General features: G+C 70.2%; 22 protein-coding genes. 7 read left to right on the top strand and 15 right to left on the bottom strand.

Annotated features, from left to right (window positions below; genetic code table 11):
* The first annotated feature begins 619 nt into the window (after positions 1–619).
* Together HEP75_RS14455 and HEP75_RS14450 are read left to right on the top strand one after the other, a co-directional pair.
* Positions 620–1,756, top strand: coding sequence for a HAMP domain-containing sensor histidine kinase (locus tag HEP75_RS14455; RefSeq protein WP_185823986.1), 1,137 nt, complete (start codon positions 620–622; stop codon positions 1,754–1,756).
* Between the two features lie 241 nt (positions 1,757–1,997).
* Complete coding sequence (locus tag HEP75_RS14450) at positions 1,998–2,801, top strand: SGNH/GDSL hydrolase family protein (RefSeq protein ID WP_185823985.1); 804 nt, start codon at positions 1,998–2,000, stop codon at positions 2,799–2,801.
* A gap of 80 nt (positions 2,802–2,881) precedes the next feature.
* On the opposite strand, the gene HEP75_RS14445 is transcribed toward HEP75_RS14450, so the two are convergent.
* The 3 genes from HEP75_RS14445 to HEP75_RS14435 all read right to left on the bottom strand — a co-directional run bounded on the left by HEP75_RS14445 (position 2,882) and on the right by HEP75_RS14435 (position 5,435).
* Positions 2,882–3,988, bottom strand: coding sequence for a S41 family peptidase (locus HEP75_RS14445; protein WP_185823984.1), 1,107 nt, complete (start codon positions 3,986–3,988; stop codon positions 2,882–2,884).
* Between the two features lie 159 nt (positions 3,989–4,147).
* On the bottom strand, positions 4,148–4,858 hold the full coding sequence (locus HEP75_RS14440; protein ID WP_185820569.1) for an rRNA pseudouridine synthase: 711 nt from the start codon (positions 4,856–4,858) through the stop codon (positions 4,148–4,150).
* Positions 4,859–4,928: 70 nt separating this feature from the next.
* Entirely contained in the window at positions 4,929–5,435 is a 507-nt protein-coding gene (locus HEP75_RS14435) for a YgjP-like metallopeptidase domain-containing protein (RefSeq protein WP_185823983.1), read from the bottom strand.
* Between the two features lie 124 nt (positions 5,436–5,559).
* On the opposite strand from HEP75_RS14435, the gene HEP75_RS14430 reads away from it, so the two are divergent.
* A complete protein-coding gene (locus HEP75_RS14430; protein WP_185823982.1) occupies positions 5,560–6,096 on the top strand; it encodes a DUF2058 domain-containing protein in 537 nt (178 codons plus the stop codon).
* A gap of 238 nt (positions 6,097–6,334) precedes the next feature.
* Positions 6,335–6,601, top strand: coding sequence for a DksA/TraR family C4-type zinc finger protein (locus HEP75_RS14425; RefSeq protein ID WP_185813399.1), 267 nt, complete (start codon positions 6,335–6,337; stop codon positions 6,599–6,601).
* A 171-nt stretch (positions 6,602–6,772) separates the two neighbouring features.
* On the opposite strand, the gene HEP75_RS14420 is transcribed toward HEP75_RS14425, so the two are convergent.
* From HEP75_RS14420 to HEP75_RS14380, 9 genes are all read right to left on the bottom strand, one after another.
* A complete protein-coding gene (locus tag HEP75_RS14420; protein WP_185823981.1) occupies positions 6,773–7,045 on the bottom strand; it encodes a DUF2789 domain-containing protein in 273 nt (90 codons plus the stop codon).
* A gap of 101 nt (positions 7,046–7,146) precedes the next feature.
* Complete coding sequence (locus tag HEP75_RS14415) at positions 7,147–7,707, bottom strand: mechanosensitive ion channel family protein (protein ID WP_255424107.1); 561 nt, start codon at positions 7,705–7,707, stop codon at positions 7,147–7,149.
* A gap of 150 nt (positions 7,708–7,857) precedes the next feature.
* Positions 7,858–8,652 carry an EAL domain-containing protein gene (locus tag HEP75_RS14410; protein WP_185823979.1) on the bottom strand — a complete coding sequence of 265 codons (795 nt, stop codon included), beginning with the start codon at positions 8,650–8,652 and terminating at the stop codon, positions 7,858–7,860.
* A gap of 95 nt (positions 8,653–8,747) precedes the next feature.
* The gene (locus HEP75_RS14405; RefSeq protein ID WP_185813395.1) at positions 8,748–8,945 is read right to left on the bottom strand and encodes a hypothetical protein; all 198 of its coding nucleotides are present in this window, start codon (positions 8,943–8,945) and stop codon (positions 8,748–8,750) included.
* Positions 8,946–8,961: 16 nt separating this feature from the next.
* The gene (locus tag HEP75_RS14400) at positions 8,962–9,297 is read right to left on the bottom strand and encodes a YkgJ family cysteine cluster protein (RefSeq protein ID WP_185813394.1); all 336 of its coding nucleotides are present in this window, start codon (positions 9,295–9,297) and stop codon (positions 8,962–8,964) included.
* A complete protein-coding gene (locus HEP75_RS14395; RefSeq protein ID WP_185813393.1) occupies positions 9,294–9,974 on the bottom strand; it encodes a methyltransferase domain-containing protein in 681 nt (226 codons plus the stop codon). The genes HEP75_RS14400 and HEP75_RS14395 overlap by 4 nt, the downstream gene beginning before the upstream one ends.
* A 242-nt stretch (positions 9,975–10,216) precedes the next feature.
* Positions 10,217–11,575: an Hsp70 family protein gene (locus HEP75_RS14390; RefSeq protein WP_185823978.1), complete on the bottom strand. Its 1,359-nt coding sequence runs from the start codon at positions 11,573–11,575 to the stop codon at positions 10,217–10,219.
* A 169-nt stretch (positions 11,576–11,744) separates the two neighbouring features.
* On the bottom strand, positions 11,745–12,215 hold the full coding sequence (locus tag HEP75_RS14385) for a peptidylprolyl isomerase (RefSeq protein ID WP_179563736.1): 471 nt from the start codon (positions 12,213–12,215) through the stop codon (positions 11,745–11,747).
* 123 nt (positions 12,216–12,338) lie between these two features.
* Entirely contained in the window at positions 12,339–13,295 is a 957-nt protein-coding gene (locus HEP75_RS14380; RefSeq protein ID WP_185813391.1) for a cation diffusion facilitator family transporter, read from the bottom strand.
* Between the two features lie 100 nt (positions 13,296–13,395).
* On the opposite strand from HEP75_RS14380, the gene HEP75_RS14375 reads away from it, so the two are divergent.
* Positions 13,396–13,737, top strand: coding sequence for a zinc ribbon domain-containing protein YjdM (locus HEP75_RS14375; protein ID WP_185813390.1), 342 nt, complete (start codon positions 13,396–13,398; stop codon positions 13,735–13,737).
* Positions 13,738–13,923: 186 nt separating this feature from the next.
* On the opposite strand, the gene HEP75_RS14370 is transcribed toward HEP75_RS14375, so the two are convergent.
* Together HEP75_RS14370 and HEP75_RS14365 are read right to left on the bottom strand one after the other, a co-directional pair.
* On the bottom strand, positions 13,924–15,126 hold the full coding sequence (locus HEP75_RS14370; protein WP_185823977.1) for an MFS transporter: 1,203 nt from the start codon (positions 15,124–15,126) through the stop codon (positions 13,924–13,926).
* The gene (locus HEP75_RS14365; RefSeq protein WP_185823976.1) at positions 15,123–16,331 is read right to left on the bottom strand and encodes a serine hydrolase domain-containing protein; all 1,209 of its coding nucleotides are present in this window, start codon (positions 16,329–16,331) and stop codon (positions 15,123–15,125) included. Before HEP75_RS14365 ends, HEP75_RS14370 begins: the two co-directional genes overlap by 4 nt.
* 110 nt (positions 16,332–16,441) lie before the next feature.
* Between HEP75_RS14365 and HEP75_RS14360 the strand changes: the two genes are divergently transcribed.
* The gene (locus HEP75_RS14360; RefSeq protein WP_185820559.1) at positions 16,442–17,320 is read left to right on the top strand and encodes a LysR family transcriptional regulator; all 879 of its coding nucleotides are present in this window, start codon (positions 16,442–16,444) and stop codon (positions 17,318–17,320) included.
* A 113-nt stretch (positions 17,321–17,433) separates the two neighbouring features.
* Entirely contained in the window at positions 17,434–19,941 is a 2,508-nt protein-coding gene (locus HEP75_RS14355; protein ID WP_185823975.1) for an alpha/beta fold hydrolase, read from the top strand.
* A 48-nt stretch (positions 19,942–19,989) separates the two neighbouring features.
* Here HEP75_RS14355 and HEP75_RS14350 read toward each other — a convergent pair whose 3' ends face one another.
* On the bottom strand, positions 19,990–21,078 hold the full coding sequence (locus tag HEP75_RS14350; RefSeq protein WP_185820558.1) for an alkene reductase: 1,089 nt from the start codon (positions 21,076–21,078) through the stop codon (positions 19,990–19,992).
* Positions 21,079–21,122: the final 44 nt, after the last annotated feature.

Here is a 21,122-nt window from a genome sequence, read left to right as displayed (position 1 = left end):
GCATTCACCGTTGTCCCTTGCCGGGCAACGGCTTGTGGTTCGGAATCCAGCATTCGGGCATTGGCTATCGCGCGACATGCGGGCCGATGCGGGGCAGTGATCGGCGCATGAGTGGCGACTGAATGCCGAGCGTGTGGCGCAGCGGCACGCCTGCGATTGGTCGGAGCGGAGGCTGCCGTATGGCGCTTTGGTGACAATCTGCGCGTCGCGTGCCTGGCGCATGCCGGGTTCGAGTGTCGGTCGTTGGCGGCTCGCCGTTGCGCATATCGCCGATTCCGCATCGGTACTGCCATGCGCCTTGTAGCCTCGGCGCCGCACAAAAATCGATCCGTTCAGAGGCTGCGCGAGCCGTCGCGCCCCGCGCAGCCGCGAGCCGCCGCGAAAACCGGGCTGTGGCGGCGACGCATGGCAGCGCTTTGCCCGATCCGGCAGGGTCCCGGCGTACGCATCCAACTGGGAATGTTTAAGCTGGCGCATCGACGCCGGGGGCTGACGCAATGGGGATGTTTTGCTTGGAAGGCCGCGCGGCGACGGCGGCGAGCGGCGCGGGGGCCATGCTCGCGGCGAATGGGCGCGCCTGGCAGCTACGGTGCGCTCGCCCGGGTGCGAGGGTGCCGGCATGAAGTTGGCCGATTTCATCGAGGCGAACATCAAGCCGCTGTGCAACGACTGGATCGCGTTCGCGCGTACCCGCGGTGCGGAAGGCGAGGCGATGAGCACATTCCAGCTGCGCGATCACGCCGCGCAACTGCTGGCCGAAATCGTCGCCGACATGCGCGCGCCGATGAGCGCGACGGAGCTGCGGCTCAGGTCGCTGGACGCCGGCTCGGAGCAATTCGAGACCGACGGCGCGGCGAGCCTGCATGCGCGGCAACGGATCAAGCACGGCTTCGGCATGATGCAGCTGGTGTCGGAATTCCGTGCGCTGCGCGCCAGCGTGATGCGCCTGTGGAGCCGATCCGAGCACATCCCGGGCGTGCAGGATCTGCCGGACATGAGCCGCTTCAACGAGGCGCTGGATCAGATCCTGGCCGATTCGGTGCGCGCCTTCATGGAGAGCGTGGAGCAGACCCAGCATCTGTTCATGGGCATCCTCGGCCACGACCTGCGTGGGCCGTTGTCGGCGGTGATGAGTTGCGCGGACCTGATGCTGGGGCAGGGCGAGGCGCAAGCGCCGCAGGCGCGCGTGCTACTGCGCAGCGCCATGCAGATGAAGGCGATCCTGGACGATTTGATGGACTTCACCAGCGACAAATTGGGCGTGTCCACGCCGGTGCGTCCGCAAGCGGCCAGCCTGGATGCGTTGGCCCAGGAGCTCGTCGACGAGATGGCCACGATCTATCCGAAACGGGCGATGCAGGTGATCACGGTCGGCGATCTGCACGGCAGCTGGGACGTGATGCGGCTGCGCCGGGTGATCGCGAACCTGCTGAACAACGCATTGAAGTACGGCAGTCGCGATCAGCAGATCACCATCGCATTGAACGGCCTGGCGGCGGACGAGGTGGGACTGAGCGTGCACAACCTGGGACCGCCGATTCCCGAGGCGATGCTGGCCTCGGTGTTCGAGCCGCTGACCACCACCGCGCACGCCGACGGCACCCCGCAAGTCGCCGGGGCGAATCTGGGCCTGGGCCTTTACATCGTCGACCGGATCGTCGCGGCGCATGGCGGGCGCATCGAGGTCAGCTCGTCGAAGCAGGATGGCACCCGTTTCCTGGCGACGCTGCCGCGGCAGGCGGCAGCCAGCGACTGAGCGAAGCCGGCGGCAGCGCGAATTCCACCGGAGCAAACAAAAGCCCCTCTCCCCACGGGAGAGGGGTTGGGGTGAGGGTACGGGCGCAGCATCGCCGAACCGAACTACGAGCGAACTCCGTGCGCAGAAACCGCGGACAACACCGCATCGGCAATGCCGCAAACGCCACCCAAGCCACCGACCCGCGCGCAGGCGCAAGATTTGGATTAGGGTGACGCGTTTCCCGAACTGGAGATGGATCGTGAAGCCTTTGTCGCGTGCCGCACTGCTGTCGCTATGCCTGAGTGCCGTCCATCCTGCGTTCGCGCAGACCGCCGCGCCTGCCGCCGGCGCGTTGCAGGGCAAGGTGGATGCGCTGTACACGCAAGCGCCGGACACGCTGCAGGCCAAGGACGTGGCCGAACTGCAGCAGCGCCTGCTGGACTGGGCGCAGCTCGATCGTTATCGCGCCGACAACGCCGCGCTGGCGCCGCCGGCCGCGGGCGAGCGGCGCGTGGTGTTCTACGGCGATTCGATCACCGACATGTGGGGGCGTAGCGAGGGCGCCACGTTCTTCCCCGGCAAGCCCTACGTCAATCGCGGCATTTCCGGGCAGACCACCGCGCAGATGCTGGTGCGCTTTCGCCAGGACGTCATCGACCTCAAGCCGGCGGCCGTGGTGATCCTGGCCGGCACCAACGACCTGGCCGGCAACACCGGCCTGTCCACCCAGCGCATGATCGAAGACAACCTGCGCTCGATGGCCGAACTGGCGCAGGCCAACCACATCAAGCTGGTGCTGGCGTCGGTGCTGCCGGTCAGCGACTACCCGTGGCGGCCGGGCCTGCAACCGGCGGAAAAGATCCGCGCGCTCAACGCCTGGATCGAGCAGTACGCACAAAGCCACGGCGCGGTGTACCTGGACTACCACAGCAAGATGCGCAATCGCCAGGGCGGCCTGGACAAGGCGCTGGCCACCGACGGCGTGCATCCCACCGCGGCCGGTTACGCGCTGATGGCGCCATTGGCGCAGCAGGCGGTGGAGCGCGCGTTGGCGCAGCCGTAGCGCGTTGCCGCATAGGCGCGCTCGACACGCTCGGATCGATCCCGATCCCGATCCCGGTCGCGCCGCGCCGCGCCGCAGCGCTACGGCGCGGTGCCGGCCGGCGGCGAGACCGCGGCCACTTCGCGGCGCAGCCAGGCGCTCACCGCCGCGTCGTCGTCCAGGCGCACGCGCGGCGCATAGGCCTGCATCGCGCCGCGCTGGCGCCCTTCCAGGCGCTGCATCGGCAACAGCAACGTCGCGCGTCCGCTCGGCAGCGGCACGCTTTCCACTTCGGTGTAGAGCGTGTCGGCGCCGGTCGGCTGGCCGACCTGCTCCACGCCGGGACCTTCCAGCAGCCGGTCCATGAAATCCAGGCAGGCACTGATGCAGGCGCCATCGGTGATGGCGACGATGCGTGCCGGGCCGCCGCGCGGCGCGGTGCCGGCGGCCGCGCTCGGCAGCGGATCGCGATACAGCGCCTCTCCCTGGCGCTGCGCCGCGCGCAGGCCGTCCAGCAAGCGGTCGAAGCCGGGCAGTTCCTGCGGGTAGCGCGCGGCGATGCGCGTGCGGCGCGTCTGCAGGTTTTCGATGACCCCGTCGGAGACCCGCCACAGCGAGGCGCTGGCGCGGCGGCGGTCCAGCGCGGGCAGCGCCTGCTCGCCCCAGATCGCGGCCAGCACCGCATCGCCGGGCGCCGCGGCGCCGCCGCCGTTGCCGCGCAGGTCCAGGACCAGCAGTGTGGGCGTGTGCTGGCGCAGCGCGTCCGCCGCCGCGGCGATCGCGCTCATCGTCGACTCGAAGCCGGGATCGCCGGCATAGAAGGTCGGCAGGGTCAGTTTCCAGGCCGCTGGCGTGAGGCGTTCGAATGCGCCCTGCGCGGCGCTGGCGGGCGCGGGCGGTGTCGTGCTCGCGGCGCCGGTGTCGGTGTCGGGCGAGGCCAGTTCGATCGCGACATGCGGATCGCCGAACGCGGCGGCATAGGCCTGCATGACCTGGGCATAGCCGGCACGATCGACGATGCGCCGCGCCTGGGCCTGCGCCGCGCTCGCCGCCTGCCGCGCCTGCGCGGCCAGCCCCGGATCCTCGCCGGGGACCAGTCCCGGATGATCGGCGGCGATGCGCGCGGCGGCGAACTGCAGGTCGGCTTGCGCCACCGCGGCGTCGGTCGGCGCCAAGGCCAGTGCCGCTGCCAGCATCGTTGCGATCATGTCCGTCCCCTTGTGCCCGCGGCGAGTGTCGGCCGCCAGCCGCGACGCGCGCAATAGGCCGCAAGGCAGGGGGACTTCGCGCCGGAAGGCTCAAGCGTGCGCGACGGCACGGTGGCAAGCGCCGTGCGTCGGCGCGCCACCGGTCGCGACCGCCGCCGCTCAGAAACGCTCGCCGCCCGGCAGATAACGCCATTCGCCCGCTGCCAGCTTGCCCAGCGGGATGCGGCCCACACGCAGGCGCCGCAGGCTGATCGCTTCCAGCCCGACCTCGGCGCACATGTGCTGCAGCTGCCCGGGCTGCACGTGCTTGATCGCGAAGCGCAGGCGGTCCTCGTTCTGCCAGCTGACCTTGCACGGCGGCAGGCTGCGCTGCCGGTACACCAGGCCGTGCGCCAGCCGCAGCATGCCGTAAGGCTTCAGTTCGCCGCGCACCTCGACCACGAATTCCTGTTCGATCGAGGTCGCGTCCTCGGTCAGGCGGCGCAGCACGCGGCCGTCCTGGCTCAGCACCAGCAGGCCGCTGGCGGCGTCTTCCAGCGGCATTGGCGCGTTCAGACGCAGGAAGTGGCGCTTCAGCACGCGCACCTTGGCCATGTCCAGCGCGCTGCGCGTGTCCGGCCTGACCAGGGCCAGGGCGGCGTCCAGATCCAGCCCGGCCGGCTTGTGCAGCAGCAGGGTGGCCGGTTCGACCGCGCCCAGTTGCGCGTCGGCGGCCAGGGTCACCTGCTGCGTGGTCACCGCCGCCTGCGGTTCCTCGACCACCACGCCGTCCACGCTGACCCAGCCGCCCTCGATGTACTGCTGCGCTTCGCTGCGCGAGCACGGCAGCATGGCGGCCACGTATTTGTCGAGGCGGGTAGGGACGGACATCGAATGGCTCGGCGATCAGGGCAGGGCAGTGTACGTGCAGCCGTCGCCGCCCTGCCATGCGCGGCGCCGCTCAGCGGTCCGCGGTACCGGCGAGATCGAGCTGGGTCAGGTACAGGCGCAGATCGAATTCCAGTTGGTGGTAGTCCGGCGCCATGTGCGTGCACAGCTGGTAGAACGGCTTGTTGTGCGCGCTTTCCTTCAGGTGCGCCAGTTCGTGCGCCACGATCATCTGCAGGAACGCCGCCGGCGCGTCGCGGAATACGCCGGCGATGCGGATCTCGCGGCTGGCCTTGAGCTTGCTGCCCTGCACCCGCGAGACGCTGGTGTGGGTGCCGAGCGCGTGTTTCACCGCCTGCAGCCGGTTGTCGTAGATGACCTTGTGCAGCGGATCGGAGCTGCGCATGTGACGGTCCTTCAACGCCAGCGTGTAGTCGTACAGCTGGCGGTCGTTGCGCACCGGATTGGGCGTGTCGTAGCGCTTGCGCAGCCATTCGCCGAGGCGATCGCGCGCGATCAGCTCGCGGACCTGATCCTGCACATGCGGCGGATAGCCGACGAGGTATTTCAGCGTTTGCATGGCGCCACGATAGCGCGCCAAGGCCGCCGGCACGAGCCGTGGCCGCCGCCGCACGGGCGCGGCCAGGGGGCGGGCGCAGCGGGTAAGATAGGGTCCAACGTCTTGGATCGACTGGATTTTCCCGATGCGCAATCCCCTGCAGGAACAGCTGCTCAAGGCCGGCCTGGTGAAGAAGAACCAGGTGGCGCAGGTCGCGCGCGAGCAGGCCAAGGCACGCCACGGCAAGGCGCCGCCGCTGCCCAGCGCCGAGCAGCTGGAGAGCGAGCGGCTGCGGCTGGAACGGGTGGAGCGCGACCGCGCGCTGGCCGCCGAGCGCAACGCGCAGGCGCGTGCGCAGGAGCAGCGCGCACAGGCGCGGCAGATCGTCGACAGCAACAAGCTCAAGGCCGATGGCGAGATCGACTACCACTTCACCGATGCCGGCAAGATCCAGCGCTTGCGGGTCGACGCCGCCTTGCGCGCGCAGCTGATCAGCGGTGCGGCGGTGATCGCGCGGCTGGATGCCGGCTATGCGCCGATCCCGCGCGCGGTGGTGGAAAAGGTGGCCAGCCGCGATCCCGCGGCGATCGTGCTCGACACCACCCAGGCCGCGCCGGCGGCCGGCGACGAGGACGACGCGTACTACAGCCGCTTCCAGGTGCCGGACGACCTGATCTGGTAGCCGGCGGCGCGCGGCCTTTCGGCCGCTCGCTGCGCAGTGGCGGCTGCATCGGTACTACGCGCCGGCAGCGATCGCACTCTGGCGCAACGCAACCTGCTGGAGAACCGATGACCCGCCCTGGCGGGCAGCGCACAGCGCACGCCGTGCATGAACATGCCGGCGAATGTGAAACCGGCGTGCATTGCAATCGCCGGCTGCGGCCGCATCATCGGGACGTAGCGAATCCTTGGAGACGATCATGGCCACAGGGTGGGCAGGCGACGGCGCGGTGCAGGACCAGATCGACGCCACCGTCGAAGATGCGATCAAGCGTGCGCGCAGCCAGCTGCCGCAGGGCCCGAGCCTGGAGCAGTGCGAGGCCTGCGATGCGCCGATTCCCGAGGCGCGGCGCAAGGCGGTGCCGGGCGTGCGCCTGTGCGTGGCCTGCCAGGAAGCGCACGACCACGAACAGCACGAGCACAGCGGCTACAACCGCCGCGGCAGCAAGGACAGCCAGCTGCGCTAGGGCGTGTCTTCCATTCCCGAGTAGGTCGCGTTGGGCCTGACAGGCCCACCCGCAGGGCCGCTGTTGCGCGTGCGCGCTGTCGTGTCAGCGCGCGGGCGTGGCCACGGGTTCGTTCAATCCAACGCGTAGCGGTGCGATCTGCTTGGGAATGGATGGCGCGCCCTGGACGACTCAGTCGTCGTTGGCGGCGGTGCCGACCGGCGGGACCGGCCGCGAGTGCAGGGCGATGTTGAGTTGATCGACCACCATCGCCCAGTCGGCGTCGTCGATGCGCTCCTCGCGCAGCAGCTGCGCCTGTGCCGGCGTCCAGAACGGCGCTTCCTCCAGCCGCATCGTGTCCGGCAGCGGCGAATGGCGGCCGATGAACTGGCGGATCTCGGTTTCGCTGTTGGGCAGGCCCAACTGGGCGAACAGATCGGCGAACGGGTGGACGGGTAGTTCCATGGGGCACCTTGTCGATGGGGGCGCGCGCCGCGAGGCGGCGCACAGACCAGCCACGATAGCGTTGGTGCGATCAGTGTCTTGTTAGGACGTGCGCTTGCGCGCTAGCCGAGTCCCGGCGGCACCGGATGGCCGCGCCAGCGCCGCGTGCTGCGCTGGAAGAACAGGCTGTTGGGAATCTGCAGCACGCTGTCGCCTTCGTCGCCGCGGTTCTCGCGCAGCGTGGTGTAGATCAGGTTGATATCCACCACCTGGCCCTTGAGTCCGGGCTTTTCGCCGTTCTCGAGCAGTTCGATGTGGTCGTGCAGGCGGAACGGCCGCGTGGCGAAGATCAGCAGCGTGCAGAAGATGTTCGACAGCACGCTCCAGGCCGCGAAGAACGCCACCGCCGCCACGGCGGCGAAGCCGGTGAATGCGGTCCACAGCACCGTGCCGGACACGCCGAGCCGATCCAGGATCAGCAGCAGCGCCGTGGTGTAGATCACGAAGCCGCTGCCGCGGCGCGCCAGCATGGTCAGTTCGGGTGGCAACGCGTGGTGCTCGCTCAGGCGCCGTACCAGCCGCCGCAGCAGAGTGCGCAACAGCCATGCGCCGAGCACGATCAGCGCGATATGCGCGCCCGGCACGATCAGGTCCAGCCAGCGGTGGACCGAGGGTGGCAGCATGGTGTGGAGCGAGGACATCGGCGGGTTCGGCATGGCGGGGGAGGCGCGATGGTCGCAATCGTCGCCGCATCGGGCAAGTGCGGATGGCGCCCGGCCCGCGCCATCGCTGCCGCCCCGACGCTGCAGCGCATGCGCGCTGCCGGGCGTCGCTCAGGCGGCCTGTTCCAGGCTGGCCCAGCGTTCGGCGGGAATCTCCGGCAACGCCTCCAGCGCCGGCATCGCGAACAGGAAACCCTGGTACAGGTCGATGCCCAACGCGCGCAGCGCGCGGTATTCGGCGGGCGTTTCCACGCCCTCGGCAAGCACCCGGCAGCCCAGTGCCGCGGCCATGCCGACGATGCCGGCGACGATATGCTGGCGCGGTACGCTGCTATCGATGTCGCGGATCAGGGCCATGTCCAGCTTGAGCAGATGCGGTTGGAAACTGGCGAGCAGGTTGAGTCCGGAGTGGCCGGCGCCGAAATCGTCGATCGCGGTCAGGAATCCGCGCTGCGCGTAGTCGCGCAGGATCCGCACCACCTTGGGCAGGTCGCGGATGCGCTCGGACTCGCTCATCTCGAAGATCAGATCGCCGGTCGGCACGCCGTAGTGCTCGGCCGCGGCCAGGGTCAGGCGGATGCAGGTCGCCGGTTCGTACACCGCATTGGGAATGAAATTGATCGACAGCCGGGTGCGCAGACCCAGCCGCGCCGCGGTGGCGATCGCCTGCACTCGGCAGGTCTGGTCGAAGCGGTACAGCTGCTGCGGCCGCACCCGCGCCAATACCGCGGCCGCGCCGCTGCCGTCCTCGCCGCGGACCAGCGCCTCGTACGCGTAGATCGTGCGCGCCTGCGCATCGACGATCGGCTGGAACGCCATGCGGATGCCGAAGTCGAGCGGTTCGCCATCGCGGCAATTGCCGCAGGCCGGCTGGCCCAGTTCAGCGGAGAGGGAGCGCAGGAGCATGCCGTGCGTCTGTCACAGCGAAGAGATCTGGATTATCGGCCGGCGCCGTGAAGACGGCGCCGACATCGCCTGCGGCGGGGCCGCAGTGCGCGTGCTCAGCCGGCTTCGGCTTCGTCGACTTTCTTCAGCACGCGGGTGGTGCCGAGCACTTCGACGCGGCCGCCGGCCTTGCGGAACGCGGCCATGTCGGCCTCGATACGCTCGCGGCTGAGGCCCTTCTGCGCCTTGTCGCCGCTGCTGCTGCGTGCGGTCTTGGCGGTCGGGGGCGGGGTCTTGCTGGTGGGACGTGCCATGGTGAATCTCCTGGAGTCAGTACATCGTCAGGGGAATGCCGCGCGCCAACTGATCGTTGTGGATGCGGCGGATGTCGCGGCAATACGGGCCGGCCATCGTGAATTTGCGGCAGATCGCCGGGCGCTGTTCGTAGATCGAGCAGCACATGCGCTTGCTGTCCACCGCCACGCACCAGCCGTCCTCGTCGCGGGCCATCACGTGCAGGCCTTCGGCGGTGTGCTCGGTGTAGTGCTCGGGCACCTTGTCGTCGGGCATCAGCAGCACGGTCAGGCGGCAGCAGATCGCGTCGCAGCGATCGCAGGTGACGGATTTTTCGGCCGCGGCGCGCGGCGTTGCCTGTTGCGCGCTCACGCGTTGCCACCGGTTGGCAGGGCATCGCGGCTGAAGCGCAACACGCGGCCGCGGTAGGGCGGCAGATCGTCCGGCCCCAACGGCATTTCGCGCTGTTCGCTGAGCGCGTAGCCCTGCGTGGCCAGCGCGCGGGTCAGTGCGGCGCTGTTGCCGCGGCCCGGATCGGCGATCAGCACTTCCGCGCTCGCCGTCGCATGCCGCGCCAGCAATTCGGCCAGCAGCGCCGGATGCTGGTGTTCGTACAGCACATCGCTGCCGATAATCACGTCGAAACGGCCCAGCTCGAGGTTGGGCTGGTCCCAGTCGAGGCGGCGGTACGGCACCGCGGGCATTTCGTTGAGCGCGGCGTTGTAGGCCAGGAACACTTCGGTCAGCGGATGCCGGTCGCTGGCGACGATGTCGGCGCCGCGGCGGCGCAGCACCAGGCTGGCCAGGCCGAGGCCGCAGCCGATCTCGAGGATGCGCTTGTCGCCGAAGTCGTACAGCGCCATCGCTTCGGCGAGCAGCCGGCCGGCCGGCCACACGTTGCCGAACAGGCTCCATTGCGCCGAGGAAATGCCGGCCGCTTCGGCCTGCGCGTCGGGATCGGAGAACTGTTGGGTATCGAGCAGCGAACGGATGCGATAGTCCTGGCCGCCCAGGTTGAGCGTGTTGATCTGGGTGGCGTAGCCGGACACAGGCGCTCCCGTTGGGTCCGGCCCGAAGCGGGACGGAGGCTGGCGCGAGAAGAGGGGCGAGTCGGGCGACAGAAACGGCCGGACGAGACGCGTGTAGAAACGTGACGCTGAAGCGTGACCGCGCATATTACGCCAGTCGCGCCCCTTGCGTATGAACGGAAGCTGCGCTAGCGACTTGGGCACGCGCGGCCATGCCGGCGCGCGCTGCGGCGAGGTTGGCGAGGCGTTGCGGCCTGCGTCGGTCAGCGCTGCGCGGCGGCCAGGGCCAGACCCTGGACCACGCCGAACGAGGGGTCGCCGTGCACCAGGCGCGCTTGCGGGAACGCGGCGGCGACCACCTGCTGGATGTAGCCGGCGCGCGACATGCCGCCGGTCAGGAACACCGCGGCCGGATCGCAGCCGATGTCGCTGCGGACCTGCGCGAGCAGCTCGCCCAGCGCCTCCAGATAGCTGCGCGCGGCATGGGTCAGTTCGTCGGCCCGCACCTGCACCTGCAGCCCGGCTTCGATGTACTCCAGCGCCTCCGCGTGCTGCGCGCTGTCGCTGAGGCGGATCTTGCTGCGCTCCACCGCGCGGTACAGGCGCGCGGTGTTGCCGGTGTCCTGTAGCGCCTGCAGCCGCGTGTCGTAAGGGTGCGGCACTTCGTCGTAGCGATGCTGGCGGAAATCGCGCTGGCGGGTGGTGTCCTGCACCATCGCCGCCTCGACGTAATGGTGCGCCGGCACGCGGGTGCTGCCGCGGCCGAACAGCGGCATGTAGCTGGCCAGGCTCAGCGCCAGGTCGATGTCGGTGCCGCCACGGGCAATGCCCCAGGCGCGATGCACCTGCGGCGCGCCGTCGCCGCCGACGCTGGCGTGGGCGATGTCGGTGGTGCCGCCGCCGATGTCCACCACCACTGCGTCGTGGCGTTCGTCGCTGCCGGCGTGGTAGTGCATCGCCGCGGCGGCGGGTTCTTCCAGGAACGCGATGTCGTCGAAGCCGGCGGCGATCGCGGCGCTGTGCAGGATCTGCAGCGCCTGCGCGTTGCCGGCCTCGCCGATCGAACTGCGGAACTGCACCGGGCGCCCGAGCAGCGCGCTGCGCACCTGCAGGCCGAGTTGCTGCGAGGCGGTCAGGCGGATGTGCTCGAGGATATGGGTGGCGATGCCGGTGATGGTCTGCTTGGCGCGCGGATGCAGGTTGTAGCCGAGCATCGATTTCGGGCTCTGCACCAGGCTGCCTTCGCCTTCGATGAAATACGCATCCAGCGCCGCGTCGCCGTACACCGCGTTCTGCAGCAACGCCGCGGAACTGCGCGGCTCGCGCATCTGCGCTTCCATCCATTGCCGGCGCACCACCCGGATCGCATCGCGGCGCAACTCGTCGCGGCTGCGCTCGCGGCCGGCGGCGGCCGCATCGCGGCGCCCGGCCTCGATCAGCTCGTCCACCTGCCGTTCCAGCACCGGAGTCAGCTCGAAATCGGCCGGGTCGCGCATCACTTCCGGGAAGTACACGGTGGTGCGGAACTGGTGCTGGTCGCCGAAGCCGATCGGCACCACGCGGCCATCGATCACCGCGGCGGCGGCGGAGTTGCTGGTGCCGAAATCGATGCCGAGTCTCATGTCGCTGCGGGGCCGGGCAGGGGGCCGCGCACTGTGCGGCAAGCCGCAGCGCGGCGCAAGCCGGCGGCGGCCGCTGCAGGGGCGTGGCCGCGCCTGTCGCTGCCGCCTCCGCACAATGCACGAGGCCCGCGATTGCGGGCCTCGTGCGGTGCAGCCGGGATGCGGACGGTTACAGCGCCGCGCCCGCGTGGCCCTGGTTCTTTTCCTGCTCGGTGGCATCGCGCACGCCGGCCACTTCCACCGCGAAATGCAGCACCTGCCCGGCCAGCGGATGGTTGCCGTCGATGGTCACCAGTTCCGCGCCGACCTCGGTGACCGTGACCAGCAGCGGGCCCTGGTCGGTCTGCGCCTGGAACTGCATGCCGGGCTGCAGGCCTTCGGCATCCGGGAACGAGCTGCGCGGCACCTGCTGTTGCAGCTGCTCGTGGCGCGGACCGTAGCCTTCGGCCGGAATCACGTCGACCTGCACGCGTTCGCCGGGGCGCTTGCCGGTCAGCGCCTTTTCCAGCCCCGGCACGATGTTGCCGGCGCCGTGCAGATAGCTCAGCGGATTGTCCGGCGCGGATTGATCGATCACCTCGCCGGCATCGTCGGTCAGGGTGTAGTGGATGGTGGCGACAAGGCCATTGGCGATCTCCATGGGAAACCTCATTCAGTAGGAAGTGGGATACGCCGGCACAGTCACAGCGCGATGGGAGGTGCTACCCGAATACCCTAACGAAAAGCGGCGGCGGATCGCAAGTCGGCGCGGCGGATTACGCGTTCAGGCTGGCGGCGGCGCGCGCAACGCGCTGCGCCGCGCCTGCCACGCCTCGGGCGTTTGCGGCTTGACGAACAGCGACTGCAATTCGGGGTATTGCGCGCGCGCGGCGCGTTCGATGCGCTCGATGCAGGCCTCGATCTGCGCGGTGCTGCGCTGGTCCTCGAATTCGGCGCTGAGTGCGGCGACCACCTGCTCGGGACCCATCTGCACGCTCAGCACGCCGTTGACCGCGCGTACGTCCGGATCCGCGCCGGCGATGCGGCGCAAGGCATCGCTCAGCGGCCGCGCCGCCGGTTCGCCGATCAGCAGGCCCTTGGTCTCGCGGGCCAGCACGAAGGCCGAACAGGCCAGCACCGCGGCGATGCCGATCGAGGCCACGCCGTCCAGCTCCGGCATCTGCAGCCACTGCGCGGCCAACAGGCCCAGCAGGGCGATGAACAGGCCGATCAGCGCGGCGCTGTCTTCCAGCAGCACGGTGAACAGGCTCGGGTCCTTGCTTTCGCGGAACGCCTGCACGTAGCCCATGGCGCCCTTGCGCGCGCGGAACTCGCGCAGCGACACCCACCACGAAGCGCCCTCAAACAGGATCGACAGGCCCAGCACCACGTAGTTGAGGGTGTGGTTGCTGGCCGGCTCCGGATTGCGCACATGCGCGATGCCCTCGTAGAGCGACACGCCGGCGCCGAGCGCGAACACCAGCAGGGCGACGATGAAGCTCCAGAAATACAGCTCACGCCCGTAGCCGAACGGATGGCTGGCATCGGCGGGCCGCGCGGCGCGGCGCAGGCCGTACAGCAGCAACAGCTCGTTGACCGTATCGACCAGCGAATGCACGCCTTCGCTGAGCATCGCCGAACTGCCGGACAGCGCGGCGGCGACGAACTTGGCGATGGCGATGGCCAGGTTGCCGGCGAGCGCGGCATAGATCGCAAAGCGGGAACCGGAAGCGGCGGACATGGGATTCCTGCGGGAAGAGCGGACCGGACGCGGCACGCGGCGGCGTGGAGCGGGCGGCTACAATAGGCGTCCTCCCGTCGTCGCCGTATCAAGGAACCCCATGTCCGCCGCACCCGCCTGTCCGCAATGCACCCTGCAAAACACCTATGTCGACGGGGCGCTGTGGATCTGCGCCGACTGCGGCTACGAGTGGCCGGCAGCGGCGGACACCGCCACCGCCGCAGAAACGGTGGTGCGCGACAGCAACGGCAACGTGCTGCAGGCCGGCGACACCGTGGTGGTGATCAAGGACCTGAAGGTGAAGGGCTCGTCGATCCCGCTGAAGCAGGGCACAGTGATCCGCGGCATCCGCCTGGTCGAGGATGATGCCGAGCACATCGAAGGCAATTCGGACAAGATCAAGGGACTGGTGCTGAAGACCTGCTTCCTGCGCAAGGCCTGAGTCGCGGCGCAAAGGGGCGCGCCGCGGCGGTTGTCGCGCGCTGCGTGCAGCGGCGAGCAGCGCGCCGCACGACGATCGTTGCGCATGGGCTGCGGGCATCATCGCGGATGTGGATTGGCACCGGCCCGTGGCGCCAGCGATCGCCGACGCCACAGACAGCACGCGCGCCGGTCGTGCCGGCGCTGCTCAACCGCCGGTGTTCGCCCAGCCGTACCGGCGCTGCGCGAATGCCCACGCCAGCACCAGCAGCGCCAGCGCCGTCCACGGCAGCGCGGCGGCGCCGGAACGTTGCAACACCATGCCGCCGAGCACGCCGGCGCCAGCGATCGCCAGGTTCCAGCCGGTGACCACCAGCGACTGCGCCAGATCGGCGGCCTCGCCGGCACGGCGCGCGATCGCGGTCTGGAACAGCGTGGCGCAGCCGCCGAATGCCAATCCCCACACCGCCATCGCCACGGCCAGCAGCGCCGGCGAACGCGGCCACAGCGCCATCGCCAGCGCGGCGAGCGCGAACAGGCCGATGCTTGCCAGCAGCAGCGGTCGCATCCAGCGATCGATCCATAGGCCCACCGCGACGATGCCCAGCAGCGCGGCGACGCCGAACAGCAGCAGGTAGCGGTCCAGCGCGGCCGCCGCGGCCGACAGCGCCAGCAGCGGCGCCACATAGGTGTAGAGCAGGTTGTGCGCGAGCACGAACAGCAGCATCACCGCCAGCACCTGGACAATGCCGGGCAGGCCCAGCACGCGGCGCAGCGGCAGCGCCGTGCGCGCGGTGTGGCCGGCGAAGTCGGGCAGCGCAGCGCGGGCCCAACCGAGCAGGCCGAGGCTCAGCAGCGACATCGCGCCGAACGTCCAGCGCCAGCCCCACTGCTGCCCGAGCAGGGTGCCGGCCGGCACGCCCAGCGCCAGCGCCAGCGGCGTGCCGACCATCGCCACGGCGATCGCGCGGCCCTGCTGCGCCGGCGCCACCATCCGGCTCGCATAGCCGGCCAGCAGCGCCCATAGCAACCCGGCGCTGACCCCTGCGAGCAGGCGCGCGGCCAGGATCAGCGGATAGCTGGCGGATACGGCGGTGACCGTGTTGGCCAGCGCGAAGCCGGCGATGGCGAGCAGCAACAACGGGCGCCGGCGCCAGCGCCGGGTGGCGGCGGTGAGCGGGATGGCTGCCAGCAGCGAACCCAGCGCGTAGACGCTGACCAGTTGGCCGACCCACGCTTCGCCGACGCCCAATCCCGCCGCCATCGACGGCAGCAGGCCGGCCGGCAGCGTCTCTGTGAGGATGGTGACGAAGCCGGCGCAGGCCAGCGCCAGCAATCCGCTCCAGGGCAGGCGCTGCGTTGCCGCCGCAGCGGTGGCGGCCGGGCACGGCGCCAGGCGTTCCCCGCTCATGCCGGCACGCTGCGCAGGCTGGCGTAGACCGCGTCGCGCAGCTCGGTCACGAACGCGCCGGACATGCCTTCGTACAAGGTGTTGGTCAGCGCCACCACGCTCAGCTGCCGTGCCGGATCGACGAACCAGCTATGGCCGTACGCGCCGCCCCAGCGCCAGGTGCCGGGTGCTTCCGGGGTCGCGGTCGGCGCCGGATCGCGCAGCACCGCAAAGCCCAGGCCGTATCCCCAGCCGGGCGCGTCCGGCGGGCCGAAATCGCCGGCCTGCGCGCGGCCCATCTCGGCCACCAGCGCGGCCGGCAGCAGCGGCGCGCCGCCGCAGCGCAGCGTTTCCAGCAGGCGCAGCACGTCGTCGGCGCTGCCGACCATGCCGGCGCCGGCGGAGGCGAACGCCTGCGGATCCAGCGCGCGCGAAGGATGGAACACGATGCCGGCGCCGTCCGCGAACGGCGCGACCACTTCGCCTTCGCCGAGCCGGTGCGGCGAAGGGTCGCCGTTGACGTAGGGCACGGCCAACCGCGCCGCGTCCTCGGCATGGAAGGCGGTGGCGTGCATGCCCAGCGGCGCGGTGACCAGGTCGCGCACCAGCTGCGGCAACGGCTGACCGCTGGCCGCCTGCAGCAGCGCGCCGGCGACATCGATCGACAGCGAATAGCCCCAGCCGGTGCCGGGTGCGTACTGGAGTGGCACTTCGGCGAGGCGGCGCAGGTTGTCTTCCAGGCTCAGGCCGCTGTTGTCCATGCCGTCGGACACGCCGGCACGCGCATGCGCGCCGTCCGCCGGGTCGAGGAAGCGGTAGCCGAGCCCGACGCTGTGGCTGAGCAACTGGCGCAGGCTGATGTCCGGCGCCCGCCCGTCGGGCAGCGCGGGGCGGAACCAGGGCAGCCAGCGCGCGATCGGTGCATCCAGCTGCAGCCGGCCTTGCGCGACCAGCGCCAGCGCCGCGGTGGCGACGATCGGCTTGCTGACCGAGGCCAGGCGGAAGGTGGCGTCCTCGCGCAGCGGCCGCCGCGCCTCGCGGTCGGCCCAGCCTGCGGCGCGGCGATAGACGCACTGGCCCGCGTGCGCGACCAGCACCACCGCGCCGACCAGGCGCTGCTCGCGCAAGGCCGCATCGATCGCGGCATCGAGCGGCGCGGCCTGTTGCGGCGAAAGTGCCGGCGCATGCGCCGGGGAAACGGAAGCGACGGCAGGGGACATGGACATGGACGCGACTCGCGGTGGAAGGAGTTGCAGCGTGGGCGCATGCCGATTGCGGAAAAAGACGGGTAGAGTTCCTGGCTCCGAGGACGCAGATGTCCGCAATGGAGTGGGCGATGGACAGTCTGGGCAGCCTGCGCGGCTTCGTGCAGGTGGTGGAGAGCGGCGGCTTCGCCGAGGCGGCGCGGGTGCTGGGCGTGTCCGCTTCGGCGATGGCCAAGAGCGTGGCGCGGCTGGAGCAGTCGCTGGGCGTGCGCCTGTTCCATCGCAGCACCCGCAGCCAGACCCTGACCGCGGAAGGCCAACTGTTCCTGCCGCGCTGCCGGCGCATCCTGGCCGAGGCCGAGGCGGCGCGCAGCGAGCTCGGCAGCCACGCGGCCACGCCGAAGGGACGGCTGCGGGTCAGCCTGCCGATGAACAACAACGTGCTGCTGCCGGTACTCGCCGACTTCATGCGCGCCTATCCGCAGGTGCAGCTGGATCTGGATTTCGACGACCGCCTGGTGGACGTGATCGAGGACGGCTTCGATGCGGTGCTGCGCGTGGCCGAACCCGACGACTCGCGCCTGGCGTCCAAGCGCCTGGGCGGTTTCCGGCGCTGCCTGGTGGCCGCGCCGGACTACCTGCAGCGCTGCGGCACGCCGCGCGCGCCGGCCGACCTGCTGGCCCACCAATGCCTGCATTACCGCTTCCGCAGCAGCGGACGCCTGGAGGCCTGGCCGATGGGCGCGGCGGCGGCCGGCCTGCAGTTGCCGGTGTCGATGGTCTGCAACAACATCGAAACGCGCCTGAGCTTCGCCCTGCGCGGCTGCGGCATCGCCCTGCTGCCGGAGCACTCGGTGCGCGATGCGGTCGCCAACGGCATGCTGCGCACGCTGCTGGACGACTATGTCGCCGCCGACGGCACCTTCCACCTGCTGTGGCCGTCGGGTCGGCATGTGCTGCCGAAATTGCGCGTGTTCATCGATTACCTCAGCGAGCGGCTGATCCTGTAGCGCCTGCCGGCGCGATCGTTCGGGCCATGCCGGCCCGCCGTGAGCCGCCTGCGCGCGGCTATGATGCGCGCTGGGCGCCGGGGGGCGCCGCCCAGCAAGGGAGCAGGGGACGCATGGAGACGTACGTTGTCGCGGCCGGTGGCCGCCTGCGCATGGCGCGCGGGCTGGCGTGGCTGTTGGTGTTGTGCACGTTGGCATTGCCGGCGTGGGCAAGGATGCAGGAAGTCAAACCCGGACAGACGCCGCAGCTGGCGCCCGACGAGGGCCTGGTGCTGGTCGCGGTGGATACCGATGTCGACCTGTACGGCGTGGAGTTGAACAAGGACGGCAAGATCTTCGGCGCCGGCACCATGTCCCAGCTCAAGCCGGGGATCAGCTACCGGCTGTACATCGCGCCGGTCGGCGACTACGCCTGGCGCAAGATCATGCTGATGCCGCAATTCAGCTACAGCCTGCGCGACAGCGACGAATTCCGTTTCCGCATCCAGCCTGGACGCATCACCTATCCGGGCGATCTGCTGTTCCGTCCCGAGTCGCTGTTCAATGTCGACATGGGCATGGTCAACCGTTCGCTGGCCGCAATGGACTGGCTGCAGCAGACCCATCCGGCGCTGTGGGCGCAGTACGAACTGAGCTATTCCGGGCACTATCCCGATCCGTTCCCGCAGTTCTACCGCAAGGCGCTGGCGCAGCATCCCAACGCCACGCCGGCGGCGAAGGTGACGTTGCGCGCGCCGCCACCGCCGGCCGCGATGCCGATCGCCCCGGCCACGTTGTTTCGCGGCGGTCTGGTCAAGGCGCTGGAGCTGAACCCGCGTGGCGACCTGCTGGCGCTGCAACTGCACGAGCGCAAGGACGAATGGCGGATCGAACTGCTGGATCTGACCAGCAACCAGCAGCGCCTGTTGGCCACCAGCGTCGAGCCGATCAAGCAACTGCTGTGGGCCGGCAACGATGCGCTGCTGTTCACCGTGCGCGTGCCGCGTGGCCCGAACGTGGTGCGCGGCATGCGCGTGGACACCGCGGCCGACGGCACGCGCAAGTGGAGCCCGCTGACCCTGCCCAATGGCGGCTACATCGTCGATGCGTTGCCGCAAACGCCCAATACGGTGCTGTTCGCCACCACGCTGCGCAACGGCGACAACGCGGTGCAGCTGATGGACGTGTCCAGTCAGGCGGCGATCGACCGCTGGCGGCCGCGCTTCCAGGAACGGCTGAACATCGGCCTGGAACGCGACGTGGGCTGGCTGACCGACGGCAACGGGCGGCTGCGCCTGGCGGTGGTGCGGCGCGACGACGACTACGTGCTGATGTACCGCGACGGCATGGGCGCGACCTACCGCGACGTGATGACGCTCAGCGACCTGCGCGATTTCCAGCCGGTCGGCCTGTCCTTCGATGCGGGCGAGATCTACGCGGTGACCGACGACGGCCGCGCGCAGCGCGACCTGGTCGCCTACGACGTCGCCGCGCGCAAGATCGTGCGCACGCTGTTCAGCCAGCCCGGAGTCGATGTGGTCGACCTGATCCAGGGGCCGCGGCGCACGCCGATCGGGGTCACCTACTACGAGAGCGGGCGCCTGGTCAGCCACTACTTCGAAAGCACCGACGAACGCCTCGGCCGCGCGTTGAGCGCCGCGCTGCCCGGGCGCAACGTGCAGATCGCCGCGCGCAACCTGGACGGCCGGCAGATGGTGCTGTGGGCCGACGCCAGCGACCAGCCGCCGCAACTGTTCCATCTGGACCTGGACAAGCGTGCGGCCAGCGCGATCGCCGAGGACATGCCATGGCTGCACGGCATGCACTTCGCGCCGAGCGAAGTGCTCAAGTTCAAGGGTCGCGACGGGCTGCCGCTGGAGGCGTTCCTGACCTTGCCGCCGGGCGGCGGGCGCAAGCCGCTGGTGGTGTTCCCGCATGGCGGGCCGATCGGCGTGGCCGATTCGCTGGGCTTCGATCCGGACACCCAGTTCCTCGCCTCGCTGGGCTATGCGGTGCTGCGGGTCAACTTCCGCGGCTCCGACGGCTATGGTCGCGCGTTCCGCGAAGCCGGGCGCGGCGGTTTCGGCACGCTGATCGAGGACGACATCGACGCGGCGATCGGGCAGGCGCTGGCGCGCTATCCGCTGGATGCGCAGCGCATGTGCGTGCTTGGCGCCAGTTATGGCGGTTACTCGGCGCTGGTGATGGCGATGCGTTGGCCGGAGCGTTTCCGCTGCGTGGCGTCGATCGCCGGCGTCGCCGACCGGATCCTGTTCTATACCGCCAGCGACGGCGGGCGCGATGCCGATGGTCGCGCCGATCTGGAACGACTGCTGGGCAATCCCAACACGCAGCTGGAGCAGATGACCAGCACCTCGCCGCTGTACCGCTACGACGCGATCAAGGTGCCGGTGCTGCTGGCGCACGGGCTGGAAGACCGGCGCGTGGATTACGAACACACCCGACGCATGCTGCGGATGCTGGAGATGGCCGGCAACCCGCCGGTGGGGCTGACCTTCGCGGGCGAGGGCCACGGCTTCGCCGACGTCGATCACCGCGCCGCGCTGTGGAGCGGGGTGGCGGGTTTCCTGCAGGCGCATCTGTCCGCGGACGCGCCGCCGCAGAAGGCGGCGACGCCTTGAGCTGCAGCGGCGGCGGCACGGGTGTGCCGCCGCCGCGTGCCTGGCTTCTCAGTCCAGCGTCGGGTAATCGGTGTAGCCCTTGGCGCCGCCGCCGTAGAGCGTGTCCGCATCCAGCGGGTTGAGCGGCGCATCGCGGCGCAGCCGTTCCACCAGATCCGGATTGGCGATGAACGGGCGCCCGAACGCGACCGCGTCGGCAGCGCCCGAGCCGAGCACCCGCTCGGCCAGGGCCTTGTCGTAGCCGTTGTTGACCAGCCACGGACCGCGGAACTTGGCGCGCAGTGCGGCGTAATCGAAGGCGATGTTGTCGCGCGGGCCGCCGGTGGCGCCCTCGATCACATGCAGGAAGGCCAGGCCCAGCGGGTCCAGGCGTTCGACCGCGCGCTCGAACAGCGGCTGCGGGTCGCTGTCGTGCGCATCGTTGGCCGGGGTCACCGGCGACAGGCGCACGCCGGTGCGCTCGGCGCCGATTTCCTGCGCCACCGCCTGCACCACCTCGAACAGCAGCCGGGTGCGGTTCTCGATGCTGCCGCCGTAGGCGTCGTCGCGGCGGTTGCTGCCGTCGCGCAGGAACTGGTCGATCAGGTAGCCGTTGGCGGCATGCACTTCCACGCCGTCGAAGCCGGCGGCGATGGCGTTGCGCGCGGCATGGCGGAAGTCCTCGAGCAGCGCCGGAATCTCGTCCAGGCGCAGCGCACGCGGTGCGGAGACGTCGCTGAAGCCCTCGGCGGTGTAGGTCTTGGCGTCGGCGCGCAGCGCGCTCGGCGCCACCGGCGCAGCGCCGTCCGGCAGCAGGCTGACGTGGGAGATGCGGCCGACGTGCCACAGCTGCAGCACGATCTTGCCGCCGCGGCGGTGCACCTCGGCAGTGACGTTCTTCCACGCCGCGACCTGCGCTTCGCTGTAGATCCCTGGCGTGTCCATGTAGCCCTGGCCCATCGGGCTGATCTGGGTGGCCTCGGCGACGATCAGCCCGGCGCTGGCGCGTTGGCCGTAGTACTCGGGCGCCAGCGGCGAGGGGATGCGGCCTTCGCCTTCGGCGCGATTGCGGGTCAGCGGCGCCATCACGATGCGGTTGGCCAGTTCGATCGCGCCCAGGCGCAGCGGGGCGAACAACGGGGAAGCGGTAGCGGTCATTGTCACAGTTTCTCGAAAAACAGGAATGGGGGCACGGACGGCAC

Origin of the sequence: Xanthomonas sp. SI, assembly GCF_014236855.1 — a bacterium.
In the GTDB taxonomy this organism is placed as follows: Bacteria; Pseudomonadota; Gammaproteobacteria; order Xanthomonadales; family Xanthomonadaceae; genus Xanthomonas_A.
The sequence above is the reverse complement of the archived record's forward strand: the minus strand, read 5'-3'. Positions and strand labels throughout refer to the sequence as shown.

Coding starts and splice junctions, on each gene's coding strand:
- HEP75_RS14455 (WP_185823986.1), top strand. CDS start 620: ATGAAGTTGGCCGATTTCATCGAGGCGAACATCAAGCCGCTGTGCAAC.
- HEP75_RS14445 (WP_185823984.1), bottom strand. CDS start 3,988: ATGATCGCAACGATGCTGGCAGCGGCACTGGCCTTGGCGCCGACCGAC.
- HEP75_RS14440 (WP_185820569.1), bottom strand. CDS start 4,858: ATGTCCGTCCCTACCCGCCTCGACAAATACGTGGCCGCCATGCTGCCG.
- HEP75_RS14435 (WP_185823983.1), bottom strand. CDS start 5,435: ATGCAAACGCTGAAATACCTCGTCGGCTATCCGCCGCATGTGCAGGAT.
- HEP75_RS14430 (WP_185823982.1), top strand. CDS start 5,560: ATGCGCAATCCCCTGCAGGAACAGCTGCTCAAGGCCGGCCTGGTGAAG.
- HEP75_RS14425 (WP_185813399.1), top strand. CDS start 6,335: ATGGCCACAGGGTGGGCAGGCGACGGCGCGGTGCAGGACCAGATCGAC.
- HEP75_RS14420 (WP_185823981.1), bottom strand. CDS start 7,045: ATGGAACTACCCGTCCACCCGTTCGCCGATCTGTTCGCCCAGTTGGGC.
- HEP75_RS14415 (WP_255424107.1), bottom strand. CDS start 7,707: ATGCTGCCACCCTCGGTCCACCGCTGGCTGGACCTGATCGTGCCGGGC.
- HEP75_RS14410 (WP_185823979.1), bottom strand. CDS start 8,652: ATGCTCCTGCGCTCCCTCTCCGCTGAACTGGGCCAGCCGGCCTGCGGC.
- HEP75_RS14405 (WP_185813395.1), bottom strand. CDS start 8,945: ATGGCACGTCCCACCAGCAAGACCCCGCCCCCGACCGCCAAGACCGCA.
- HEP75_RS14390 (WP_185823978.1), bottom strand. CDS start 11,575: ATGAGACTCGGCATCGATTTCGGCACCAGCAACTCCGCCGCCGCCGCG.
- HEP75_RS14385 (WP_179563736.1), bottom strand. CDS start 12,215: ATGGAGATCGCCAATGGCCTTGTCGCCACCATCCACTACACCCTGACC.
- HEP75_RS14380 (WP_185813391.1), bottom strand. CDS start 13,295: ATGTCCGCCGCTTCCGGTTCCCGCTTTGCGATCTATGCCGCGCTCGCC.
- HEP75_RS14375 (WP_185813390.1), top strand. CDS start 13,396: ATGTCCGCCGCACCCGCCTGTCCGCAATGCACCCTGCAAAACACCTAT.
- HEP75_RS14370 (WP_185823977.1), bottom strand. CDS start 15,126: ATGAGCGGGGAACGCCTGGCGCCGTGCCCGGCCGCCACCGCTGCGGCG.
- HEP75_RS14365 (WP_185823976.1), bottom strand. CDS start 16,331: ATGTCCATGTCCCCTGCCGTCGCTTCCGTTTCCCCGGCGCATGCGCCG.
- HEP75_RS14360 (WP_185820559.1), top strand. CDS start 16,442: ATGGACAGTCTGGGCAGCCTGCGCGGCTTCGTGCAGGTGGTGGAGAGC.
- HEP75_RS14355 (WP_185823975.1), top strand. CDS start 17,434: ATGGAGACGTACGTTGTCGCGGCCGGTGGCCGCCTGCGCATGGCGCGC.
- HEP75_RS14350 (WP_185820558.1), bottom strand. CDS start 21,078: ATGACCGCTACCGCTTCCCCGTTGTTCGCCCCGCTGCGCCTGGGCGCG.